Here is a 24398-nt window from a genome sequence, read left to right as displayed (position 1 = left end):
GGACGTGCGAAATGAACGCGCCAGCAATAAACTGTTAACGCTAACAGCCGGTTAATGGCGGGAACGCGGGCGCTGATGGCTGCTCTGCGTCGGTTTGCGGGCCATGCGTCCGCTGCGATTGCAGCCGCCGCCGAACTCTGCGAAGTCTGTTCGCCGAGCGCGTCCCTTTAAGGAACGATTAGGCATGCCGTCGATCTTCGAGACCTCGTCCGCACCTTCCGCGGTTCCGATCAGCTTCGTGACGAAGTCGAGCTGGCCGGGCATCAAGGAGAGCCTGTCTCCGGAGGCCCGCACCTTCGCCGAGGCCAATGCCTACAGCGCAAAGCCCGGCAGCTGTCTGATCCTTCCCGCCGCGGACGGGCGCATCGCGCAGGTGCTGTTCGGCATCGAGGATGCCGACGCCAAGCACCGCGATCTCTTCCGCCCCGGCACCCTGCCCGGCCTGCTGCCCGCCGGCACCTACCGCTTCGCCAATGCGCCGCATGACTCCCGCCTTGCCGCGCTGGCCTTCGCGCTCGGCAGCTATCGCTTCGGCCGCTACCGCAAGGCCGAGGCCCCGGAAGTTCGGCTCCTGCCGCCCGACGGCATCGCTGCCGCCGAACTCAACCGCGTCGCCGACGCCGCGACCTTGGCGCGCGATCTCGTCAATACGCCGTCCAACGACATGGGGCCGGAGGAGCTCGAGGCCGCCGCCAAGCAGATCGCCGAGCGCTTCGGCGCCCGCTTCAGCAGCATCGTCGGCGACGACCTGCTGCAGCAGAATTTTCCGCTCATCCACGCCGTCGGCCGCGCCTCGACGCGAGCGCCGCGCCTGATCGAGCTCAATTGGGGCGACGCTGACCATCCCAAGGTCACCCTGGTCGGCAAGGGCGTCTGCTTCGACACCGGCGGGCTCGACCTCAAGCCGTCCAGCAGCATGCTGCTGATGAAGAAGGACATGGGCGGCGCCGCCAACGTGCTGGCGCTGGCGCAGATGGTGATGGACGCCAAGCTCAAGCTGCAGCTGCGCGTGCTGATCCCCGCGGTCGAGAACTCCGTCGCCGGCAATGCCTTCCGGCCGATGGACGTGTTTCCCTCGCGCAAGGGCCTCACGGTCGAGATCGGCAACACCGATGCCGAGGGCCGACTGATCCTGGCCGACGCGCTGGCGCTGGCCTGCGAGGACAAGCCGGATCTCCTGATCGACATGGGCACGCTGACTGGTGCTGCGCGTGTCGCGCTCGGCCCGGAGCTGCCGCCGTTCTACACCAATGACGAGGCGCTCGCCGCCGACGTCGCGCGCTGCGCGGCCGCCGAGAACGATCCGCTGTGGCGAATGCCGTTGTGGGCGCCGTATGATTCGTGGCTCGACTCCAAGGTCGCGACCATCAACAACGCTCCGTCAGGCGGCTTCGCCGGCTCGATCACCTGCGCGCTGTTCCTGCAGCGCTTCGTCGAGCCGACCACGCGCTGGCTGCACCTCGATATCTTCGCCTGGACGCCGTCGGCGAAGCCCGGCCGCCCCGAAGGCGGCGAGTGCCAGGCCGCGCGTGCGCTCTACAAGCTCCTGAGCGAGCGCTATGGCTGATCCACGCCTCACGCCGGCCCGCGGCGACATCGCGGCGAGGCATCTCCAGGGCCAGGTGATCGCCGATCGTTTCGTCGACGGCGAGCTGCGCGTGGTCGTTGATCCCATCGCGCCGTTGCGTCAGCAGCCACACTCCGGCGGCAGAGCTGGCGACGCAGGCACTGAAGGGCGAGCGCGTCACGATCTATGATCGCAACGGCGAGGGCTGGGCCTGGGGCCAGCTCGCTCGCGACGGCTATGTCGGCTGGCTGCCCGAGGCCGCGCTCGCCGCGCCTGCTGCCGCGCCGACGCACGAGATCAGCGCGCTGCGCAGCTTCGCGTTCCCCGGTCCGTCGATCAAGCTGCCGCCGATCGAAACAGTGCTGATGGGCTCGACCATCGCGGTGGTCCGCGAAGAGGCAAGTTTCGTCGTGACGGCCGAGGGCTGGTACGTACCGAAGCAGCACGTCGCAGGCCTCGACCATGTCGAGCCCGACTACGTGGCCATCGCCAAGCGCTTCGTCGGCACGCCCTATCTGTGGGGCGGCAAGAGCAGCCTCGGCATCGACTGCTCCGGGCTGGTTCAGGTGTCATTGAACGCCGCGGGCGTGGACTGCCCGCGCGACAGCGACATGCAGTTGGCTGCGCTTGGACGCGGGCTTGCTGAGGCTGAGCAGCCACGTCGCGGCGACCTCATCTTTTGGAAGGGCCATGTCGCCATCATCAGCGAGGCCGACACGATCGTCCACGCCAACGCCTTCCACATGGCCACGCAGATCGAGCCGACCACGGAAGCCATCGCACGTATCAAGGCGAGCGGCAGCGACGTGCTCGCGATCAAGCGGCTGGGTACGTAGGGTGGGCAAAGGCACGATCGCGACGCGATCGTGACGTGCCCACCATCGCAGATGCGCACGCGGGTGCAATGGTGGGCACGGCGCGCGACAGGCGAGACCGGAGCAGCCATCGCGCGAGCGCCTTTGCCCACCCTACTGCTGACGACGACACCGACAACTCATCAGATCGACATCCGGTCGCGCAACGAGTCACGGCGCCATTGACTGCGCCCTCTCCCCTTGCGGGAGAGGGCATGTAGGACGGAGCTGCAAGCTCGGTTGGGTGAGGGGTATGCATCTACGAGCGCAGCGCGCGGACAGATACCCCTCACCCAACCGAGCAAGTCGCGATTTCCTACATGCCCTCTCCCGCAAGGGGAGAGGGCGCAATCACGGCCATCGTACTGACAGTGCATTGCTGCAAGGCGCGATCTATATCGCGCGTTCAAACTGATCCACATCTCAAACAGCATACGGACGAGCATCAGCATTCTCGCAGCGTCATCCGCCCGAGCTGTACAACGTTCATCCACCCTCGAACATGAGAGGGCGCAGGGAAGGCCGGGTGCCGAGCGCACCCGTGGTTGCGTGCAGGAAAGCACGCGTAGTCGCCACAGGTACGGGCCGAACATCCGGCCTTCCCTGCGCGATGGGCTTACGAATTATACGTGCTCTCCCCAGGGACCGGCTGTTTTGCCCCTGTCGGCCACGGGCCTCATCAGCGCTCGCAACCTTGACGCCAGCATCGGGGCGCCAGGACCACACGATTTCATCGTCCGCATGATGCCGTTCGTCCGTGCGCACCTGCACACGCAGCATCATCGCGGCCATCGCATCCCGCACCGACGTCCGTGACGACGCGTACGTCCCTCTCGTGGGCAGGACGGGCGCAGTATGCACGAATTCCGAAAATAAGAAACAAAAATATCTTTCGCGGAGGGGCTGGACACGCCGTCGCGAACGGCGCCCGTCGGGCAAATCACCTCGTTGGATGCTCGAAAAGAGGCATACTGTGTCCTCGTTGGAGCGAGCTATTCTGGGCGCGCGGAGTTCGTGAATGACAAAACAGAGGCCCCATTCGCTCGACATCGATGCGCAGCGTCGTGTTCTGGCCGAGTTGTTCGCTCTCGCTGAACGCCACTGGTAATTTGTCTCGATCCTCGAACACGCGGGCTGGGACGTCGTGAAGCCGCGGCTCGATTTCGAGGCCTCGTTCGCCGAGAGCGAAGAGGAGCAATCCGAATTTAGGCGCTACGTCGTCGAACACGCGAAAATCAGCCTGGGGAATCCCAACATTCGCTTCCGCCTCCCCGAAGGCCAGCCGTGTTCGACCCCATATATGGACGATCTGCGTCGTCGTCACGAGGAGCAGTTCGGAAGTCACCGGGCTCTCAGCCGGCCGTCATGGATGCAGCGACTCGATCCCTGCCTCCGCCGGATGGAACGGCTTCGGTATGAGGATCGGGCTGTCTACGATCGCCGCTTCGCGTGCGTGGAGACGGAAGAGAAGCAACGGCGCGTTCGCGAAACCGCTCGGCATGCGTCCGGACTATCGAAGGAGTTCGGCGGAGAACTTGATCAACCTGCACGATTCTACCAAGCCGTGATGGAGCGTGAGTCGAGGCCGTTGGGCTTCAGCGCCGACGTCGAGAGGTCGGCGAGAGACCGCCCGGTGTTGTCGAAGGAGTTGATCGACGGGTGGGACCTCTGCCTTTCACCGGAGCCGCTAGCCTGGTTTCCGGGACGACAGGATGGAAAGGCGGAAACCATTCTCAGCCTCCAGGCCCGACGTCATCGCAGGCCGGCGGCACATGCCAACTGGGATCAGTCGCTCATCGTCGAGTTCACGCACTTGATCCGCTCCTTCGATCTCCTTTACAGAAGCTTCGCGTCGCTCGATGAGCTCGAGGTGATTCTCATGGCTCGAATGCACCTCTTGTCTTTGGTGATCAAGGACATCGAGGCAGGTTTGCGGGTTGGCCTGAGCAAGTTTTTCTAATTGAGAGGGTCGCCGCCGAGGTCGATGCCCGTGGTGCGAACTAATCTGCCTCTGGAACGCCGCCGCCATGCCTGGTCAGCCGTCCATTGGAGAGATCCACCCTGTAGATCGCACCACGCTCCAGGCGCTCGCCCATTCCGATCTCGGGCGCCTCCTCGATGTCAGGGCCTCCGCACAACGCCGCAGACTTGCACGCCGCTGCTGAAGGCCGGAAAGGTTTGCAGACAAGAGCGGCATCTGTGAAAGAATGACAAGATGAACCCTCTCGGTAGGCCTGCCGGGCGACATCGACGGGATCAGGACGTGTTCGTGTCATCAGCAAATCGCTCGACGAGGTCGGACCAGAACGGAATGTGCTTGATCTGCACGGGCCATGGCTTGCTGCTCCAGCCCGTGAATTCTCGTTCAAAATAGTCGTTCAAATTGGCGCCGTAGTAAATCGCGTCGATCCCGTAGATCGAAAAGACCGGGTTGCCCGACTCGTGCGGCTGCTCAGGCAGATAGCGATGACCGATCAGCGGGATGAGTTTGGGTGCCCGGGACACGATGTCCCAAAGCATCTCTTCGCGGGCGCGTGCAGTCGAAGGCAACCTTCCCCACTCCGACCACCACAATTTTCCATTCTCGACAGAATGAAGAAGGCTTTCGAACGGCCACTGGAGCGCGCGTCTGATCGCGCGCTCATCCGACCAGTCGTGGCCGTCCACCGGTCGCCTCTGCGTCAGGAGCGCAATCAGATCGGGCGGAAAGACCAGCCCGAATCGACGTTGCGCTCTGTCGAGCTCAGATTGCGTATAGCCCTTGGTCCAATGAACCGTGTCCCTGCCGGACATTGCCATTCCGTTCGTTACAGCTCGATCCGCCTCCATCGGCGACCTAGCTCTGATAGATCATCAAAGCCTTCGCAGCGATCCGATGATCGGCTTCAGGGCGTCCCGGCAGTGACATCTCGTCCGCGACGACTCCGGTGAGATAGTTCGCGATCGACTTTGCATCGGCTCCGTCTTCGAGCATGTTGAAGACCTGGACAGCGTAACGATCATATTCGTCTTCGGCGCCCTCGCAGCCAGAAACGCCGATCGGGTCCCACTCGGACAGCAGAAGAGCTCTTATCAGATCCTGTTTGGACGGCATTGTCTCGCGATTGCCTGAGGACCGATGTTCGCCGATCTTCTACGAAGCCGCCGCCCCGTTCCCCGCGGTCTCGTTCCGGAACGCCGCCGCGAACAGCGCACGCGTGTAGTCCGTCTTCGGGGCCTTGAACAATTGCGCCGCCGGTCCCTCCTCCACCACCTTGCCGTGACGCATCACGATCAGGTGGCTCGCCAGTGCCGCGACGACGCGGAGGTCGTGCGAGATGAACATGTAGGTCAGCTCCCGCTTGCGCTGGAGATCGCGCAGCAGCTCGACCATCTGCGACTGGAACAGCATGTCGAGCGCGGAGGTCGGCTCGTCGAGCACGACGAAGGACGGCTCCAGCACGACGGCGCGGGCGACCGAGATGCGCTGGCGCTGGCCGCCGGAGAATTCGTGCGGGTAGCGAAATCGCGTTGCCGGGTCGAGGCCGACATCATTGAGCGCCTTGACGACCTTGGCCTCGCGCGCCTCGTCCGACAGCTTGGGCTGATGCACCGTCAGGCCTTCGGCGATGATGTCGCCGACCGACATGCGCGGGCTTAACGCGCCGAACGGATCCTGGAAGACGATCTGCATGTCCCGGCGGAACGGACGCACGTCCTTGAAGGTGAGGCCCTGGATCTCCTTGCCGAGAAACACGATGGGACCGTCGGAGGAGATCAGCCGCAGCAGCGCCAAGCCCAAGGTGGTCTTGCCGGAGCCGGATTCGCCGACCACGCCGAGCGTCTCGCCCTTGCGCACGGCGACGCTGACGCCATCGACGGCCTTGATGTGGCCGACGGTGGAACGGAACAGGCCGCGCTTGATCGGAAACCAGACTTTCAAATCCTTCGCCTGCATCACCACCGGCTGATCGGGCCGCGGCGGCGCCGGATCGGGCTTCGGCTCGGCGGCGAGCAGCGCCCTGGTGTAGGGATGCTGTGGCGCGGTGAACACCTGCTCGACCGGGCCCTGCTCGACGATCTTGCCGCCATTCATGACGCAGACGCGATCGGCGATGCGGCGGACGATGCCGAGGTCGTGGGTGATGAACAGCAGGCTCATGCCGAGCCGCGCCCTGATATCGGCGAGCAGCGCCAGGATCTGCGCCTGCACGGTGACGTCGAGCGCGGTGGTCGGCTCATCGGCAATCAACAGGTCCGGCTCGTTGGCGAGCGCCATCGCGATCATCACGCGCTGGCGCTGGCCGCCGGAGAGCTGGTGCGGATAGCTGCCGAGCCGCGTCTCCGGCTCGGGGATGCCGACCTGCGTCAGCAACTCCAGCACGCGCTTGCGCGCCGCGCTGTTCGAGATCGGCTGGTGCAGTTGCAGGATCTCGCTGATCTGCCGCTCGATCGTGTGCAGCGGATTGAGCGAGGTCATGGGCTCCTGGAAGATGATCGAGATGTCGCTGCCTCTGATCTCGCGCATCTCGCGCTCGGACAGCGGCAGCAGATCGCGTCCCTTGAAGCGGATGCTGCCCGAGGGATGCGAGGCGACCGGATAGGGCAACAGCTTCAGCACCGACAGCGCGCTGACCGACTTGCCGGAGCCGGACTCGCCGACGAGGGCAACGCATTCGCCGCGCTTGATCTCGAACGAGACATGATCGACGGCTGTCGATGCGCGGCCGCCCTGATGGAAGGCGACCGAGAGATCGTTGACCGAAAGAAGCGGCTGGGTCATCGCATCCATGTCGATCACCTGAACGTCTTGCGCGGATCGAAGGCGTCGCGCACGGCCTCGCCGATAAAGATCAGGAGCGACAGCATGATCGCCACCGAGAAGAAGCCGGTGAGGCCGAGCCACGGCGCCTGCACGTTCGCTTTCGCCTGCGACAGCATCTCACCCAGCGACGGCGAGCCCGGCGGCAGGCCGAAGCCGAGGAAGTCGAGCGCGGTCAAGGTCATCACCGAGCTGGACACAATGAAGGGCAGGAAGGTCATGGTCGCGACCATCGCGTTCGGCAACAGATGCCGCCACATGATGACGACGTTGGAGACGCCGAGCGCGCGCGCCGCCTGGATGTATTCGAAATTGCGGCCGCGCAGGAATTCGGCGCGCACGAGGCCGACCAGCGACACCCACGAGAACAGCAGCATGATGCCGAGCAGCGTGAAGAAGCCGGGCACTAGCACCGCCGAGAGGATCAGCAGCAGATAGAGATATGGAATCGCGTTCCAGATCTCGATGAAGCGCTGGAACAACAGGTCGACCCAGCCGCCGAAATAGCCCTGCACGCCGCCGGCGGCGATGCCGATGATCGAGGAGAAAAAGGTCAAGGACAGGCCGAACAGCACGGAGATGCGGAAGCCGTAGATGAGACGCGCGACGACGTCGCGGCCCTGGTCATCGGTGCCGAGCCAGTTGTATTCGAGATCCCGGCAGCTCTTCAGCCCCTTTTTCTCGACCACCGCCTTGCACTGCGCCTCGGTCAGCATCCAGGTCGGCGGCGATGGCGCCGGCGTCGGCAGATCGAGATTGTGGGTAGCGTAGGAATAGCGGATCAGCGGCCAGATCACGGTGCCGCCCTTGTCCGCGATCAGCTTCTGCAAATAGGGGTCGCGATAGTCGGCCGCGGTCTCGAAGTCGCCGCCGAACGCGGTCTCCGGATAGGAGACGAAGGCGGGCCAATAGAGATGGCCGTCGAACTTGATCAGGAACGGGCGATCGTTGGCGATCAGCTCGGCGAACAGCGAGACGATGAACAGAAACATGAAGATCCACAGCGACCAGTAGCCGCGGCGGTTGGCCTTGAAGTTCTGCCAGCGGCGCTGGTTGAGCGGCGACGGCCGGAATCTGTGCCGCGTCGGCGGCACGGCCTCGCCGAGCGGGGCCTGCGTGGTGGTCTCGACGGGGGGGACGGTTTTGAGCATCGTCAGACCTCCCGCGCCTCGAAATCGATCCGCGGATCGATCCACATATAGGTGAGGTCGGAGATCAGGTTCACCACCAGGCCCAACAGCGAGAAGATGAAGAGATTGCCGAACACGACCGGGTAGTCGCGGTTGAGAATGCTCTCGAACGATAAGAGGCCGAGGCCGTCGAGCGAGAAGATGGTCTCGATCAGGAGCGAGCCGGAGAAGAAGGCGTGGATGAAGGTGCCCGGGAAGCCCGCGATCACGATCAGCATCGCATTGCGGAAGACGTGGCCATAGAGCACCTGGGTCTCGCTGCAACCCTTGGCGCGCGCCGTCATGACATATTGCTTGCGGATCTCGTCGAGGAACGAGTTCTTGGTGAGAAGCGTCATGGTGGCGAAGGCGCCCAGCGCCATCGACAGCAGCGGCAAGGTGAGGTGCCAGAAATAGTCGATGATCTTCCAGTACCAGGGGAAGGCGGCCCAGCCGTCCGAGGTCAGGCCGCGCAACGGGAAGATGTTGAGGAAGGAGCCGCCGGCGAACAGGATGATCAGGAGGATCGCGAACAGAAAGCCGGGAATCGCGTAGCCGATGATGATCACGGCCGAGGTCCAGACGTCGAAGCGCGAGCCGTCCTGCACGGCCTTACGGATGCCGAGCGGAATCGAAATCAGGTAGGTCAGCAGGGTCATCCACAGGCCGAGCGAGATCGAGACCGGCAGCTTCTCCTTGATCAGCTGCAGCACGGTCGTGTCGCGGAAGTAGCTCTTGCCGAAATCGAAGCGGGCGAAGTTCCAGACCATCAAGGCGAAGCGCTCCGGCGCCGGCTTGTCGAAGCCGAACTGCTTCTCGAGCTGCTTGATGAAGGCCGGGTCGAGCCCCTGCGCGCCGCGATATTTCGAGTTGGTGTCACCGCCGGAGCCGACCTGGCCCGGCGGCCGGGCACCGAAATCCGAGCCGCTGCCGCCGGAGATGCGCGACGTGCCGCCGGTGTCGGCGCCGGTCAGTTGAGCGATGACGCGCTCGACCGGGCCGCCCGGCGCGAACTGCACCACGACGAAGGAGATGAAGAGGATCCCGAGCAGGGTCGGGAGCATCAGAAACATGCGGCGAGCGATATAGGCAGCCATGAACTACTTCGCCTGCTCCAGCTTTGCGGCCTTGGCGGCATCGTACCACCAGATGTCGGGGGCGCCGACGCCGGACGCATATTTCGGCGGCTTCGGCGGGTGGCTGAACTGATCCCAATAGGCGATCGGATGGGTCTGCCGATACCATTGCGGGATCCAGTAGTGCCCGGCGCGGAACACGCGATCGAGCGCCCGGCAGGCGATGGTCAGCTCGCTGCGGCTTTCCGCGGCGATGACCTTGGCGACCAGCGCATCCACGGCGGGATTGCTGATCCCGGCGAGATTGTAGGAGCCCTTGGTCTTGGCGGTGTCGGAGGTGAAATAAGAGCGCAGGCCGTCGCCGGGGGTCGGTGACATCGACAGCCGCTGCACGGTGATGTCGAAGTCGAAATCCTCGACGCGGGCGCGATATTGCACGGCATCGATGACGCGCAGGTCTGCATCGATGCCGAGCGTCTGCAAATTCTTGATCAAGGTGCCGTGGTGCGGCTTGAACGAGACCTCGTCGATCAGGAACTCGATCGAGAACACCTCGCCCGACGGCAAGATACGCTTGCCGTCCTTCACGGGGAGGCCGGCCTGCTGCAGGAGCTGCGTGGCCTTGCGCAAGAGGGCGCGATCCTGGCCGGAGCCGTCGGAGGCCGGCGGCACGAACGGCTCGCCGAACACGTCGTCAGGGACCTGGCCGCGGAACGGCTCCAACAGCTTCAGCTCCTCCGGCGACGGCCGACCGACCGCGACCATGTCGGAGTTCTGGAACGGCGACACGGCGCGCGCATAGGCGCCGTACATGATGGTCTTGTTGGTCCACTCGAAGTCGAACGCGTAGGTCAGCGCCTGACGGACGCGCGGATCCTTGAACTTGTCGCGCCGGGTGTTGATGAACCAGCCCTGCCCGCCCGACGGCGTCTCGTCCGGCAGCAGCTCGCGCTTGACGCGGCCGTCCTTGATCGCCGGGAAATCGTAGCGCGTGGCCCAGATGCGCGAGGTGAACTCCTCGCGGAACAGATAGCTCTTGGCGGTGAAGCCTTCGAAAGCGACGTCGCGGTCGCGATAGAACTCGTAGCGGACGATGTCGAAATTATATAGGCCGCGGCTGACCGGCAGGTCGGCCGCCCACCAATCCTTGACGCGCTCGAACTCGACGTAGCGGTTGATCTCGTATTTGCCGACCTTGTACGGCCCGGAGCCGAGCGGGACGTCGAGCGGGTTCTCGTCGAACACCCGGTTGGCGTAGTAAGCCTTGGAGAAGATCGGCAAGGTCATGACATAGAGCGGCACGTCGCGGGCGCGCTTCTCGACGAAGCTCACCACCACGGTCGCATCGTCGAGCGCCTCGGCCTTCACGAAGTCGCGCAGCTGCACGATGATCAGCGGATGGCCCTTCTCCTTCAACGTGTTCAACGACCACGCGACGTCGTGCGCCGTAATCTTACTGCCGTCATGGAAGCGCGCTTCGGGCCGCAAGGTGAAGCGATAGGTCAGCTTGTCCGCGGAGATCGCGACGGACTTCGCGACCAGGCCGTAGACCGCGTCCGGCTCGTCGCTCGCGCGCACCATCAGGGTGGCGAAGGTCATGTCCATGCCCTGCGCGCCCTCGCCCTTGAGGACATAGGCATTGAACGAGTTGAAGGTCTGGTAGGACTGGTTGTAGGCGCGCACCGAGGGGATCGTCGAATACAGCCCGCCCTTCGGCGCGTCCGGGTTGACGTAGTCGAAGTGCGGGAAGTCGGCCGGGTATTTGAGATCGCCGAACGCCGAGGTGCCGTGCGAGTCCGGGCCGAACTCTGCGGCGGCAGCCGGCTTGATCAACGGGCTCGCGAGCGCGCCGAGCCCAAGCCCGAGCACGCCGCGGCGCGACAGATGCGAGAACGTGCTCAAGAGCGCTTCACCTTGGCAGCCTTGTCGGCGTCGTACCACCACAGCGACGGCCAACCGGTGCTGGCATATTTCGGGAACGTCGCATGGCTGAAGCGATCCCAGCGCGCGCTGCGCAGGAACGGATAGGTGAACTGCGGCACGACGTAGAAATTCCACAACAGCACGCGGTCGAGCGCATGCGTCGCGGCCTCCAAGGTGGCGCGGTCCTTGGCGAAGATGATCTTCTCGATCAGCTCGTCGATCGCCGGGTTCTTGATGCCGGCCGAGTTCTTCGAGCCCGGCTCGTCGGCGGCCTTGGAGCCCCAGAAATCGCGCTGCTCGTTGCCGGGCGACAGCGACTGGCCCCAGACATCGGTGATCATGTCGTAGTCGAAGCTGCGCACCCGGTTCTCATACTGGACATTGTCGACCTGGCGCACCGTGACGGTGACGCCGAGCCGCTCCAGCGAGGGCTTGTAGAACAGCACGATGCGCTCGGACGACGGGTCCTGAACCATCAGCTCGATCGCGACCGGCTTGCCGGCGGGGTCGATCAGCTTGCGGTCCTTGATCTCGTAGCCGGCCTCCTTCAACAGCCTGTTAGCCTCGCGCAGATTGGCGCGGACATTCTCCGGATTGCCGCCGACCGGATTCTGATAGGCGGTGGTGAACACCTCCGGCGGCACCTTGTCGCGTAGGCCCTCGAGGATCTCCAGCTCCTGGCCCTGCGGGAGCCCGGACGAGGCAAGCTCGGTGCCTTCGAAATAGCTGTTGATCCGCTTGTATTGGCCGAAGAACAGCTGCTTGTTCATCTCCTCGAAGTCGAACGCGTAGTTGAAGGCGCGACGCAGCCGCGCGTCCTGGAATTGCGGGCGGCGCAGGTTGAACACGAAGCCCTGCATGCGGCCGGAATCGCGGACCGGAAACTCCTCCTTGACCGCGCCCTTGTCGGCGATCGCCGGGAAGTCGTAGGCCGTCGCCCATTGCTTGGCCGAGTTCTCGTTGATCCAATCGGCCTGGTCGGCCTTGAAGGCTTCGAGCGCGACGAGGTTGTCGCGGAAATACTCGAACTGCAGCTCGTCGAAATTGTTCTGGCCGATCCGCACCGGCAGGTTGGCGCCCCAATAATCCTTGACGCGCTCGACCTTGATCGAGCGGCCCGGCACGAACTCCTTGATACGGTATGGGCTCGATCCGAGCGGCGGCTCCAGCGAGGTCGCGGTGACGTCACGCTTGCGCCCTTGCGCGTCGGTGCCTTCCCACCAATGCTTGGGCAGAACCAGCAATTCGCCGACGATGTGCGGCAGCTCGCGATTGCCGGGACCATCGAAGGTGAACTTGACCTCCTGGTCGCTGACCTTCTCGGCCTTGACGACGTGCCGATAGTAGGAGCCGTAGAACGGGCTGTTCTTCTTGAGCACGTCGAGCGAGAAGATGACGTCGTCGGGCGTCACCGGCTTGCCGTCGTGCCAGCGCGCTTCCTTGCGCAGGCGATAGATCACCCAGGAGTAATCGTCCGGATAGGCGGCCGCCTCGGCGAGCAGGCCGTATTCGGTCGAGACCTCGTCCTGCGCCCGCGACATCAACGTCTCGTAGACGGTCATGGCGGCAGCGGCGATGTTGCCCTTCACATACATCACGACGATGTTGAAATTGTCGAAGGTGCCGATCGAGATCATCCGCGCCGTGCCGCCCTTGGGCGCGTCGGGATTGACGTAGTCGAAGCGTTTGAAGTCGGCCGGGTACTTCAGCTCGCCGAACAGCGACAGGCCATGGCGCCACATCAGTTGCTCGCCGGCCTGCGCGTGTGCGGCATCGAGCGGAGCGAGGCTGGCGGCGGTGCCGAGCGCCGGGGTCATCGCAGCGAGGACGCTGCTCTGCAGGAGCTGTCGTCGGGTAATCGTCAAATGAGACTTCCTCTGAATAAGACCGCTCGGGAGCAAGATGGTCGGCCTCGGCCGGTCCTGCTTCCAGATCCAACGTGTGATCGTAACCCATTTCGCGAGGGCAGGTTGCGCCGGCCGGAGCCTGGTGGCTCGATCTGCGAACCCGTTCCATTCAGGGGACCAATATACGGCAAGGTTTCGACGAATAACCTTGCTTTTTCCTCATAATACCGGGTTGTGAACGGGTCGGCTGCGACCAAAGGTCCCAAATGCGGCGAAATTCGCTCCCGGAACGCAAAACGGCCGGGCGAGGCCCGGCCGTTTGCAATGCGAGATCAGATGCGCGCTACTTGGCGGCGGTCGGCAGCGGCGCCGGATTGTCCGACAGCGAGTTCAGATAGGCGAGCACGTCCGCGCGCTCGGAGTCCTTCTGGATGCCGGCGAAGCCCATCGCGGTGCCCGGGATGTAACCCTTCGGGTTGGCGATGAACTGGTTGAGCGCATCGATCGTCCAGGTGCCGCCCTTGGCCTTGATCGCCGCGGAGAAGTTGAAATTGCGGCCTTCGCCGATGTGGTCGCCGACGATGCCATAGAGATTCGGGCCGACGGCATTCTTGCCGCCCTTGTCGAAGGTGTGGCAGGCGGCGCACTTCTTGGCAGCGGCGGCGCCCTTCTCGACGGAAGCAGTCTGCAGCAGCTTCTCGATCGGCTCGGCGGCGGCGGGCGCGGCGCCCGACTTGGCGGCGCCCTCGGCCTCCTTCACGGCGATCTCGAAACCCGGCTTTTCCGGCATCTTCGGCGCGAAGATCGCGTTGGCGGAGAAGCTCGTGACCAGCACGACCAGGCAGGCAGCCAGCACGGCGCCGAGGATTTTGTTCAGTTCGAAGGAGTCCATTTTGGAATCAGGCTCCGAGGGCGGATTTCATTGTTTTGAGGCCGCGGGGCCGCGGCCGTGAATCGCCTCAGGATTTCGAGAAGGCATCGACCAAGGAATCGAGCCGTCGCGCCTCCCCCTGCGGCAGAAGTGAGATATCGGTTTGCCCGTGCTCTGGCAACCCGTATAAGCGGGCGGTTTTTGCTGTCCCCATCCCGTCCGGACGCGCTGTTGCGACCGGCTCCGAATGCGCTTTTCCGGATGCCCCGATCCAAAATTCTCGTCCTGATTCCCGCCCGCATGGCCTCGACCCGCCTGCCCGGCAAGCCGCTGCTCGACATCGCGGGCGTGCCGATGATCGTGCAGGTGCTCCGCCGCGCGCAGGAGGCGGCGATCGGTCGCGTGGCGGTGGCCACCGATACGAAGGAGATTGCGGACGCCGTGACCGCCCAAGGCGGTGAAGCCGTGATGACCCGCGCGGATCATCCCTCCGGCTCGGACCGGATCTACGAGGCGCTTCAGAAGCTCGATCCGGGCGGCAACGTGGACGCCATCGTCAATGTCCAGGGCGACCTGCCGACCATTCCGCCAGATGATATTCGCGCAGCCCTCGCACTGCTCGACGAGCCGAACGTAGATATCGGGACGCTGGCCGCGGAGATCCGTCACCACGAGGAACACACCAATCCGAGCGTCGTGAAGCTGGTCGGCTCGACGGTCGCACCGGGCAGGATGAGGGCGCTGTATTTCACACGCGCCACGGCTCCCTCCGGTGACGGACCGCGCTATCACCACATCGGCCTGTATACCTATCGCCGCTCGGCCCTCGAACGCTTCGTCAGCCTGCCGCCCTCGCCGCTCGAGCTCCGCGAGAAGCTCGAACAGCTCCGCGCGCTGGAGGATGGCATGCGCATCGACGCGGCCATCGTCAACTCAGTACCGCTGGGCGTCGACACCCCGGCCGACCTCGACACAGCGCGCCGGCTGCTGTCCCAGACCTAAGCTGCTACAAGGCCCCTCATGAGCAAGATCTTGAAAATCGCATTCCAGGGCGAGCCGGGAGCCAATTCCCACATCGCCATCTCCGAGGCCTATCCGACCGCCGAGGCCATGCCCTGCCCGACCTTCGAGGACGCGCTCAGCGCGATCTCGTCCGGCGAGGCCGATCTCGGCATGATCCCGATCGAGAACTCGGTCGCGGGGCGCGTCGCCGACATCCACCATCTGCTGCCGGGCTCGGGCCTGTACATCATCGGCGAGTGGTTCCTGCCGATCCGCCACCAGCTAATGGCGCTGAAGGGCACCAAGCTCAGCGACATCAAGACCGTCGAGAGCCATGTCCAGGCCCTCGGCCAGTGCCGCCGCTACATCCGCCAGCTCGGCATCCGCCCGATCGTCGCCGGCGACACCGCAGGCAGCGCCCGCGACGTGTCCGAGCGCGGCGACAGGAGCGTCGCGGCGATCGCCTCGCGCCTGGCCGCGAAGATCTACGGCCTCGACATCCTCGCCGAGGACATCGAGGACGAGGCCCACAACACCACCCGTTTCGTGGTGCTGGCGCGCGAGCCGCAATGGGCCGAGCAGAACTCCGGGCCGCTGGTGACGAGCTTCGTGTTCCGCGTCCGCAACCTCCCCGCAGCGCTTTACAAGGCGCTCGGCGGCTTCGCCACCAACGGCGTCAACATGACCAAGCTCGAGAGCTACATGGTCGACGGCAATTTCTTCGCCACGCAATTCTACGCCGATGTCGACGGCCATCCCGAGGACAAGGGACTGGCGTTTGCGCTGGAGGAGCTGAAATTCTTCTCGCGCGAGCTGCGCATCGTCGGCGTGTATCCGGCGCATCCGTTCCGGGCGACGTTCAGCGAGACGCGCGAGTAAGTCTCGCGCCCCGCCCCAGCGAACGCGGGGGCCCATCGTCACAGCGCGCAGTGGTTCTGGCATAGCCTCCCCCACCGTCTTCTCACCGCGATATCACGCGGTATGGGTCCCGGGTCAGCGCCCCACCAGCGCTTTGCGCTGCTGGGGCTTGCCCGGGACGACAGCAGGGGTCACAGCGGCATCTATCCCTCGATATAGGCGGCGAGCTCGGCTGACGTGCCCGTTGGGAATGCCTCTTTCAGATGATCGAGGAATGCGGACACGCGCGCGCTGAGCAGGCGGCGCGATGGATACAGCGTCCACAGCGCGACCGGCGGCGCGTCGAGTTCGGCCCACTGCACCAGCCCGCCGGCCGCAAGATCATGGCTGGCGAGCGACAGCGGCAGGCAGGCGGCGCCGACGCCGGCGCGGGCGGCATCGCGCACCATGATCACCGATGACAGGCGCAGGATCGGATTGATCGCGAGGCGCGATGGCGCCGTGGCCCCTGTGACGTTCCACTTTGTGATCTGGTCGGTGCTGCGGACGATCGCGGGAATGGCGACCTCCGTCGCGGGCCGCGCAAGCGCCGGGTGGGCAACCACCACCATCTGGTCACGAAGGAAGATGCGCCCGACCAGGCTGTCATCGGGACCGGGATTGACCCGGATCACCAGGTCATAGCCCTCCTCCACCATGTCGACCGTGCGATCGTCGGTCGTCACGTCCAGCCGCACGTCCGGATATTTCAGCGCGAAGGTCGCCGCGAGCTTGCCCATCGCGGTCTGCGAGAACAGCAGCGGTGCGCTGATGCGCAACCGGCCGCGCGGCGCGTGGCCGCCCGATGAGATCGCGCCGACGGTCTCGTCGAGCTCGGCCAGCAGCGCGCCCGTGCGCTCGAACAGCGCCCGTCCTTCCTCGGTCAGCTTCAGCGTCCGCCCGCCACGCTCGATCAGCCTGACCTCGAGGCCGGCCTCGAGCTCCGCCACGCGTCGCGACAGCGTGGCCTTCGGCCGCCCACTGGCCCGCGCCGCGCGGCCAAAGCCGCCGTGACGAGCGACGAGCGTGAAATCGGCGAGTGCCAGCAGATCCATCTGTTCCACCTGTGAGACGATCTGTCCAGATATAGCGTCTATTGACCCGAATGTGGATCGCTATCTTCCGGTCATGACCTGAGCAGACGCGTGTCGCTCTCATCTGAAGGAGGTCGTCATGACCAGTCTCGACATCGACAATGCCACGATATCCCGGCCGAACATCCTTGTGCTCGGCGCGACCGGCGGCACCGGACGGTTGATCGTGCGCGACGCGCTGGCGCGGGGCCATCACGTCACTGCGCTGGTGCGCTCGCCCGACAAGGCCGGGGATCTGCAAGGCGCGCAACTGATCGTCGGCGATGCCCGCGATGAAGCCACGCTGCGCAAGGCGCTGAAGGGACAGGACGCCGTTATCAGTTCACTGGGCACGGCGCTCAGCCCGTTCAAGGAGGTCACGACGCTCTCGACGTCGACACGCGCGCTGGTCAAGGCGATGAAGGCGGAGAATGTCGCCCGTCTGGTCGCGATCACCGGGATCGGCGCCGGCGACAGCCGCGGGCATGGCGGCTTCGTCTACGACCGGCTGATCCTGCCGCTGCTCTTGCGCAACGTCTATGCCGACAAGAATCGGCAGGAGGCGATCATCCGCGACAGCGGGCTCGATTGGGTCATCGTCCGTCCCACGATGCTCAACGACAAGCCGGGTGGCCAGACGGTTCGTGCACTGACGGATCTCACCGGCGTCCACGGCGGCACGATCGCCCGCGCCGATGTCGCGCGCTTCGTGGTGGATCAGGTGAACGACGACAGCTTCCTGCGCCGCTCGCCTCTGATCACGTGGTGAGCAGGACACCGCAGGTGAAGTCCAGCTGGCTGCGTCTTGGTTGACCCAACTCTCCACGCGAACTCCGCTCACCTCTCCCCGACGGGGAGAGGTCGGCGCGCAGCGCCGGGTGAGGGGGTCTATCGACCGATCGGTTGCGCCTGAATCCCTCACCCGGATTGCATCTTCGATGCAATCCGACCTCTCCCTTCGGGAGAGGTGATCGGCCTGCCGCACGATCCGGAACGCATTTGCTCGCAGATTCGCGCGGCCTACGCCGCGGCCTGACGCTCCAGGCCGAAGGCATCGGCGAGCAGGGTGTAGGAGCGCTTGCGGGCCTCGTGGTCGAAGATCGCGGTGATGACCATCAGTTCGTCGGCCTGGCTGGCCGCAATCATCGGGTCGAGCTTGGCGCGCACAGTTGCCGGCGAGCCGACGAACAGCCGGGAGCGGTTGCGGGCGATCGAGGCGCGCTCCGCGTCTGTATACGGATAGGCTGCCGCCTCCTCGGGGCTCGGCAGCGGCAGGAACTGGCCGCGGTCGCGCCGGAGGCGATTGAGGTCCATCGAGGATGCCAGCCGCTCGGCTTCGGCGTCGGTCTCCGCCGTCACGACAGCGACCGCGAGGATCGCATGCGGCTGCGAGCGCCAGCGCGACGCGGTGAAATGGGCGCGATAATTGGTCATCGCGTCGATGGCATCGTGGTTCGCGAAATGATGCGCGAAGCCAAAACCCATGCCCATCTGCGCGGATAGCTCGCTGGAATAGTCGCTGGAGCCGAGCAGCCAGATCGGCGGCAGCGGCGCATCATCGGGCATCGCGATGACGTTGTTGTAGGGATGGCCGGCAGGAAACTCGCGCGTCTCCCACAGGGTCAGCTCATGCAGCCGCTCCAGGAAATCGTCGCCCTCGCGGCGGTCGAGCCGGCTCCGCAGCGCATAGGCCGTAGTGCCGTCGGTGCCGGGCGCGCGGCCGAGACCGAGATCGATCCTGCCGGGGAACAGCGCCTCCAGCATCTTGAAGCGCTCAGCGACCACCAGCGGCGCGTGGTTGGGCAGCATCACGCCGCCGGAGCCGACGCGGATGTGCTTGGTGACGGCGGCGATCTGCCCGATCATGATGTCGGGCGACGGGCTCGCGACTGAGACGAGGCTGTGATGCTCGGCGAGCCAGTAGCGGACATAGCCGAGTTGGTCGACATGGCGCGCCAGGTCGATGCTGTTGCGCAGCGCCGCTGAGGCGGGCGTCGCTGTCGTGGTGACCGAGAGGTCGAGGACTGAAATCGGGATCATGGCTTCAACCTAGTGACTGGGACGCCCGCCACAATGGGCCAAGCGCGCCGGTGATCTGCCGGAAATGCAGGGATCAGGTCGAAATTGCGTTGGGACGGACAAGCTGTATACATACCCGGAGAACATCGGTCCCACCCTAAAATTTGGGGCGACTTAGCTGGTTCGATACCATAATCATTGATAAAGCTTCTCTTTTTCCGCCCACTCGAAGATCCACTTACAGCACCTGAAATGCCTTTCGATCGACGATTGTGGGCTAAATCCCATTTGCGGTGGGCTGTTTATTGCGACGCACTTCCCCTATCTTGGCGCATCTGAGGAGCGATCCGCTCTCAAGTTGAAATTTACGCGCCATCGGGAACCTGCGCCGCCATGACCGACCTCGCCACCGCCATCGCTGACGGACACGCCGCGATCATCCGGCCCAAGATCTCGTTCGAGTTCTTCCCGCCGAAGACCGAGGAGATGGACCGCACGCTGTGGACCTCGATCGAGCGTCTCGCGCCGCTGGAGCCGAGCTTCGTCTCGGTGACCTATGGCGCCGGCGGCTCGACCCGCGAGCGCACCCACGCCACCATCGCGCGCATCCTGAAAGAGACCGCGCTGCTGCCGGCGGCGCATCTGACCTGCGTCGGCGCCTCGCGCGGGGAGATCGACGAGGTCGTCGACCGCTATCACGAGGTCGGTGTCCGCCACATCGTGGCGCTGCGCGGCGATCCGCCCGGCGGCATCGGCACGCCGTATCAGGCTCATGCCGAGGGCTATCAAAGCTCGCCCGACCTGGTCGCCGGCATCAAGAAGCGCCACCCGGACATCGAGGTCTCGGTGTCGGCCTATCCCGAGAAGCATCCGGAGAGCCGCGACTTCGACGCCGACATCGACATGCTCAGGGCCAAGGTCGACGCCGGCGCGACCCGCGCGATCACCCAGGTGTTCTTCGATAACGACGTCTACTTCCGCTACCTCGACCGCGTCCGCGCTCGCGGCATCGACATTCCGATCGTGCCCGGCATCATGCCGATGCACAATTTCAAGCAGGCCCGCGGCTTCGTGACCCGCAACGGCACCAGCGTGCCGGAGTGGCTCGCGGAGAAGTTCGACGGCCTCGATGACGATCCCGAGACCCGCAAGCTGGTCGCGGCCACCGTCGCCGCCGGCCAGGTGCAAAAGCTCGCCAAGCATGGCGTCGACACCTTTCATTTCTACACCATGAACCGCGCCGACCTCGTGTTTGCGATCAGCCATCTGCTCGGCATCCGGCCGAAGTCCGTCAACAAGGTCGCCGCCTGATGTCCCCCGCTGTTTCCACCGCGCGTACCGCCTTCCTCGCCGCCGCCCGCGAGCGCATCCTGATCCTCGACGGCGCCATGGGCACGATGATCCAGGCGCTGCAGTTCGACGAGGCCGCCTTCCGCAGCGAACGGTTCAAGGATTTCCATCGCGATCTGCGTGGCAACAACGATCTGCTGATTCTGACGCAGCCCGAGGCGATCGAGGATATCCACGCGCAATATCTGCGCGCCGGCGCCGACATCGTCGCCACCAACACCTTCTCGGCGACGTCGATCGCGCAGGCCGACTACGATCTCTCCGACATCATCTACGAGCTCAACCGCGAGGGCGCGCGCCTCGCGCGCAACGCCGCGATCCGCGTGGCGGCCGAGGACGGCAAGCCGCGCTTCGTCGCCGGCGCGATGGGCCCGACCAACCGCACCGCCTCGATCTCGCCTGACGTCTCCAACCCCGGCTTTCGCGCCGTCACCTTCGACGATCTGCGCCTCGCCTATGGCGAGCAGGCGCGCGGGCTCTTGGACGGCGGCGCTGACATCCTGCTGGTCGAGACCATTTTCGATACGCTGAACGCAAAGGCCGCGCTGTACGCGATTGCCGAGCTGTGCGAGGAGCGCGGCATCGACGTGCCCGTGATGATCTCCGGCACGATCACCGACAAGTCCGGCCGCCTGCTGTCGGGCCAGATGCCGGAGGCATTCTGGAATTCGGTGCGTCACGCCAAGCCGCTGACGATCGGCTTCAACTGCGCGCTCGGCGCCGAGGACCTGCGCGCCCATGTCGCCGATATCGGCCGCGTCGCCGACACGCTGGTCTGCGCCTATCCCAATGCCGGCCTGCCCAACGAGTTCGGCCAGTATGACGAGACGCCGGCCTATATGGCGCGGCTGATCGGCGAGTTCGCATCGGCCGGCCTCGTCAACATCGTCGGCGGCTGCTGCGGCACCACGCCGGACCATATCGCGGCGATCGCCGCCGCCGTCGCCCCGCACAAGCCGCGCGCCGTGCCTGACATCGCGCCGCGGCTGCGGCTGTCCGGGCTGGAGCCATTCGAGCTGACGCCGGCGATTCCGTTCGTCAATGTCGGCGAGCGCACCAACGTCACCGGCTCGGCCAAATTCCGCAAGCTGATCACCGCCGGCGACTACACGGCAGCACTGCAGGTCGCGCGTGACCAGGTCGAGAACGGCGCCCAGGTGATCGACGTCAACATGGACGAGGGTCTGCTCGACTCGAAAGCCGCGATGCGGACCTTCCTCAACCTCGTCGCCGCCGAGCCGGATATCGCCCGCGTCCCGGTGATGGTCGATTCCTCGAAGTTCCACGTCATCGAGGCCGGCCTGAAATGCGTGCAGGGCAAGCCGGTGGTGAACTCGATCTCGCTGAAGGAAGGCGAGGAGAAATTCATTCACGAAGCGAAGATCGCGCGCCGCCACGGCGCGGCCGTCGTCGTGATGGCGTTCGACGAGACCGGCCAGGCCGACACCTATCAGCGCAAGACCGAGATCTGCGCCCGCGCCTACAAGATCCTGGTCGAGACGGTCGGCTTCCCGCCTGAGGACATCATCTTCGATCCGAATATCTTTGCGATCGCCACCGGGCTGGAGGAGCACAACAACTACGGCGTCGACTTCATCGAGGCGACGCGCTGGATCCGGCAGAACCTGCCGCATGCCCATATTTCCGGCGGCGTCTCCAATCTGTCGTTCTCGTTCCGCGGCAACGAGCCGGTGCGCGAGGCGATGCACTCGGTGTTTCTGTATCACGCCATCAAGGCAGGCATGGACATGGGCATCGTCAATGCCGGCCAGATGATCGTCTATGACGACATCGATCCGGAGCTGCGCCAAGTGTGCGAGGACGTCGTCCTCAACCGCGATCCCGGCGCATCGGAGCGGCTGCTCGCGCTCGCCGAGAAATTCCGCGGCCAGGGCAAGCAGACCAAGGAGGCCGATCTCGCCTGGCGCGAATGGCCGGTCGACAAGCGGCTCTCCCACGCGCTGGTGCACGGCATCACCGAATTCATCGAGCTGGATACCGAGGAGGCGCGCGCCAAGTCGACGCGGCCGCTCGACGTCATCGAAGGCCCGCTGATGGCCGGCATGAACGTGGTCGGCGATCTCTTCGGCGACGGCAAGATGTTCCTGCCGCAGGTCGTGAAGTCGGCGCGCGTGATGAAGCAGGCAGTCGCCTATCTCATGCCGTTCATGGAGGCCGAGAAGGCCGCTAACAAGGGCGCTGCCGCCGAACGCTCCAACGCCGGCAAGATCGTGCTCGCCACCGTCAAGGGCGACGTCCACGACATCGGCAAGAACATCGTCGGCATCGTGCTCCAGTGCAACAATTTCGAGGTCATCGACCTCGGCGTCATGGTGCCGGCCGCCAAGATCATCGACACCGCGAAGGCCGAGAATGCCGACATCATCGGCCTCTCCGGCCTGATCACGCCGTCGCTCGACGAGATGGCGTATCTGGCGTCCGAAATGGAGCGCCAGGGGCTGAACGTGCCGCTCTTGATCGGCGGCGCCACCACGAGCCGCGTCCACACGGCCGTGAAGATCGACCCGAACTACCAGGGCGGCCCGGTGGTGCACGTCAACGACGCCAGCCGCGCTGTCGGCGTCGCCTCGTCGCTGCTGTCGCCGGAGCGCAAGGACGCCTATGCCGCCGACATCCGCGGCGAGTATCAGAAGATCGCCGCCGCGCATCTGCGCGGCCAGGCGGACAAGAAGCGGCTGTCGCTGGCTGACGCCCGCGCCAATGCGCCGACGATCGATTTCAACAAGGCCAAGCCGGTGAAGCCGACCTTCCTCGGCACGAAGACTTTTGTGGACTACGACCTCGCCGAGCTCGTGCCCTATATCGACTGGACGCCGTTCTTCCAGACCTGGGAGCTCGCCGGCCGCTTCCCCGCCATCCTCGACGACGCCAAGGTCGGCGAGGCCGCGCGGGCGCTGTATGACGACGCGCTGAAGATGCTGAAGCAGATCGTCGACGAGAAGTGGTTCACCGCGCGCGCCGCGATCGGCTTCTGGCCGGCCAACGCCGTCGGTGACGACATCGTGCTGTATGCCGATGACAGCCGCACCAAGGAGATCGCGACGCTGCACACGCTGCGCCAGCAATTGGAGAAGCGCGAGGGCCGCTTCAACACCGCTCTGTCGGACTTCATCGCGCCCGCGGGCTCCGGCGTGCTGGATTATGTCGGCGGCTTCGTCGTCACGACGGGACTCGGCGAGGATGCCGTCGCCGATCGCTTCAAGAACGCCAATGACGACTACTCCTCGATCCTGGTCAAGGCGCTGGCGGATCGCTTGGCCGAGGCCTTTGCCGAGCGCCTGCACGCCCGCGTGCGCCGCGAGTTCTGGGCCTATGCGCCGGATGAGACGCTCTCGCCTGACGACCTGATCCTGGAAAAGTACCAGGGCATCCGCCCTGCTCCGGGCTATCCGGCGCAGCCTGATCACACCGAGAAGGCGACCTTGTTCGCGCTGCTCGACGCGGAGACAAACGCGGGCGTGCGGCTGACCGAGAGCTTTGCGATGTGGCCGGGCTCGTCGGTCTCGGGCCTGTATTTCGCCTCGCCGGAAAGCTTCTATTTCGGCGTCGGCAAGATCGAGCGCGACCAGGTCGAGGACTACGCCGCGCGCAAGGGCATGACGGTCGCCGAGGTCGAACGCTGGCTGGCGCCGATTTTGAACTACATCCCGGCGCGCGGCGGGCAACAGCCCGACGCGACGGCCCGCCCCGTCGCCTCGCCTGCCCCGGCGAACGACGCAGCGCCAGCCGAACTCGCCAGCCATCCCGTGGGCTGCACCTGCGCGGTGCATCTGGCGTGGCGCAAGAAGGCCGTGGGCGCGAAGTAGCCCGCGCTGCCTCCCCACCCACAACTGTCGTCCCGGCGAACGCCGGGACCCATACCGCGTGATATATCCGTAGTCTGCGGTGGCTGAGACCGAGTAAACCAATTTCTCCCGGGGTTATGGGT

17 protein-coding genes and 1 pseudogene are annotated in these 24398 nt (G+C 65.0%); 8 read left to right on the top strand and 10 right to left on the bottom strand.

All coding sequences use genetic code 11. The features are described 5' to 3' along the window. The first annotated feature begins 184 nt into the window (after positions 1-184). The 3 genes and pseudogenes from ACVILH_RS11340 to ACVILH_RS11330 all read left to right on the top strand — a co-directional run bounded on the left by ACVILH_RS11340 (position 185) and on the right by ACVILH_RS11330 (position 4381). The gene (locus tag ACVILH_RS11340) at positions 185-1567 is read left to right on the top strand and encodes a leucyl aminopeptidase family protein (RefSeq protein ID WP_456712967.1); all 1383 of its coding nucleotides are present in this window, start codon (positions 185-187) and stop codon (positions 1565-1567) included. Continuing rightward, positions 1560-2403, top strand: a pseudogene (locus tag ACVILH_RS11335) (C40 family peptidase). Before ACVILH_RS11340 ends, ACVILH_RS11335 begins: the two are co-directional and overlap by 8 nt. A gap of 1162 nt (positions 2404-3565) precedes the next feature. Beyond that, on the top strand, positions 3566-4381 hold the full coding sequence (locus ACVILH_RS11330; protein ID WP_456712966.1) for a hypothetical protein: 816 nt from the start codon (positions 3566-3568) through the stop codon (positions 4379-4381). Between the two features lie 296 nt (positions 4382-4677). Here ACVILH_RS11330 and ACVILH_RS11325 read toward each other — a convergent pair whose 3' ends face one another. The 8 genes from ACVILH_RS11325 to ACVILH_RS11290 all read right to left on the bottom strand — a co-directional run bounded on the left by ACVILH_RS11325 (position 4678) and on the right by ACVILH_RS11290 (position 14129). Further along, positions 4678-5214, bottom strand: coding sequence for a hypothetical protein (locus ACVILH_RS11325; protein WP_456712965.1), 537 nt, complete (start codon positions 5212-5214; stop codon positions 4678-4680). Between the two features lie 43 nt (positions 5215-5257). Then, positions 5258-5515 (bottom strand): hypothetical protein, encoded by a 258-nt coding sequence (locus ACVILH_RS11320; protein ID WP_456712964.1) that lies wholly within the window; start codon positions 5513-5515, stop codon positions 5258-5260. A gap of 39 nt (positions 5516-5554) precedes the next feature. Continuing rightward, on the bottom strand, positions 5555-7192 hold the full coding sequence (locus ACVILH_RS11315; RefSeq protein ID WP_456712963.1) for an ABC transporter ATP-binding protein: 1638 nt from the start codon (positions 7190-7192) through the stop codon (positions 5555-5557). A 5-nt stretch (positions 7193-7197) separates the two neighbouring features. Further along, a complete protein-coding gene (locus tag ACVILH_RS11310; RefSeq protein ID WP_456712962.1) occupies positions 7198-8373 on the bottom strand; it encodes an ABC transporter permease in 1176 nt (391 codons plus the stop codon). Positions 8374-8375: 2 nt separating this feature from the next. Beyond that, positions 8376-9488, bottom strand: coding sequence for a microcin C ABC transporter permease YejB (locus ACVILH_RS11305; RefSeq protein ID WP_456712961.1), 1113 nt, complete (start codon positions 9486-9488; stop codon positions 8376-8378). A 3-nt stretch (positions 9489-9491) separates the two neighbouring features. Then, on the bottom strand, positions 9492-11369 hold the full coding sequence (locus ACVILH_RS11300; RefSeq protein WP_456712960.1) for an extracellular solute-binding protein: 1878 nt from the start codon (positions 11367-11369) through the stop codon (positions 9492-9494). Beyond that, positions 11366-13207 (bottom strand): extracellular solute-binding protein, encoded by a 1842-nt coding sequence (locus tag ACVILH_RS11295; protein ID WP_456716948.1) that lies wholly within the window; start codon positions 13205-13207, stop codon positions 11366-11368. The genes ACVILH_RS11300 and ACVILH_RS11295 overlap by 4 nt, the downstream gene beginning before the upstream one ends. A 373-nt stretch (positions 13208-13580) precedes the next feature. Continuing rightward, positions 13581-14129, bottom strand: coding sequence for a c-type cytochrome (locus ACVILH_RS11290; protein ID WP_456712959.1), 549 nt, complete (start codon positions 14127-14129; stop codon positions 13581-13583). A 240-nt stretch (positions 14130-14369) separates the two neighbouring features. Here ACVILH_RS11290 and ACVILH_RS11285 point away from each other — a divergent pair, with 240 nt between their 5' ends. Continuing rightward, a complete protein-coding gene (locus tag ACVILH_RS11285; RefSeq protein WP_456716947.1) occupies positions 14370-15110 on the top strand; it encodes a 3-deoxy-manno-octulosonate cytidylyltransferase in 741 nt (246 codons plus the stop codon). 18 nt (positions 15111-15128) lie between these two features. Next, positions 15129-15989 (top strand): prephenate dehydratase, encoded by an 861-nt coding sequence (locus ACVILH_RS11280; RefSeq protein WP_456712958.1) that lies wholly within the window; start codon positions 15129-15131, stop codon positions 15987-15989. A 182-nt stretch (positions 15990-16171) separates the two neighbouring features. On the opposite strand, the gene ACVILH_RS11275 is transcribed toward ACVILH_RS11280, so the two are convergent. Continuing rightward, positions 16172-17062 carry a LysR family transcriptional regulator gene (locus ACVILH_RS11275; RefSeq protein WP_456712957.1) on the bottom strand — a complete coding sequence of 297 codons (891 nt, stop codon included), beginning with the start codon at positions 17060-17062 and terminating at the stop codon, positions 16172-16174. Positions 17063-17180: 118 nt separating this feature from the next. Here ACVILH_RS11275 and ACVILH_RS11270 point away from each other — a divergent pair, with 118 nt between their 5' ends. After that, positions 17181-17849, top strand: a complete 669-nt coding sequence (locus ACVILH_RS11270) for an NAD(P)-dependent oxidoreductase (protein WP_456712956.1) — start codon at positions 17181-17183, stop codon at positions 17847-17849. 251 nt (positions 17850-18100) lie between these two features. On the opposite strand, the gene ACVILH_RS11265 is transcribed toward ACVILH_RS11270, so the two are convergent. Continuing rightward, positions 18101-19120 (bottom strand): LLM class flavin-dependent oxidoreductase, encoded by a 1020-nt coding sequence (locus tag ACVILH_RS11265; RefSeq protein ID WP_456712955.1) that lies wholly within the window; start codon positions 19118-19120, stop codon positions 18101-18103. Positions 19121-19492: 372 nt separating this feature from the next. Here ACVILH_RS11265 and metF point away from each other — a divergent pair, with 372 nt between their 5' ends. Together metF and metH are read left to right on the top strand one after the other, a co-directional pair. After that, positions 19493-20410: a methylenetetrahydrofolate reductase [NAD(P)H] gene (metF, locus tag ACVILH_RS11260; protein WP_456712954.1), complete on the top strand. Its 918-nt coding sequence runs from the start codon at positions 19493-19495 to the stop codon at positions 20408-20410. Beyond that, positions 20410-24276 carry a methionine synthase gene (gene metH / locus ACVILH_RS11255; protein ID WP_456712953.1) on the top strand — a complete coding sequence of 1289 codons (3867 nt, stop codon included), beginning with the start codon at positions 20410-20412 and terminating at the stop codon, positions 24274-24276. Before metF ends, metH begins: the two co-directional genes overlap by 1 nt. Positions 24277-24398 lie beyond the last annotated feature (122 nt).

Source organism: Bradyrhizobium sp. USDA 4353, from assembly GCF_054063215.1.
Note: the sequence above shows the minus strand (reverse complement) of the source record. Positions and strands in the feature narration are given on the sequence as shown.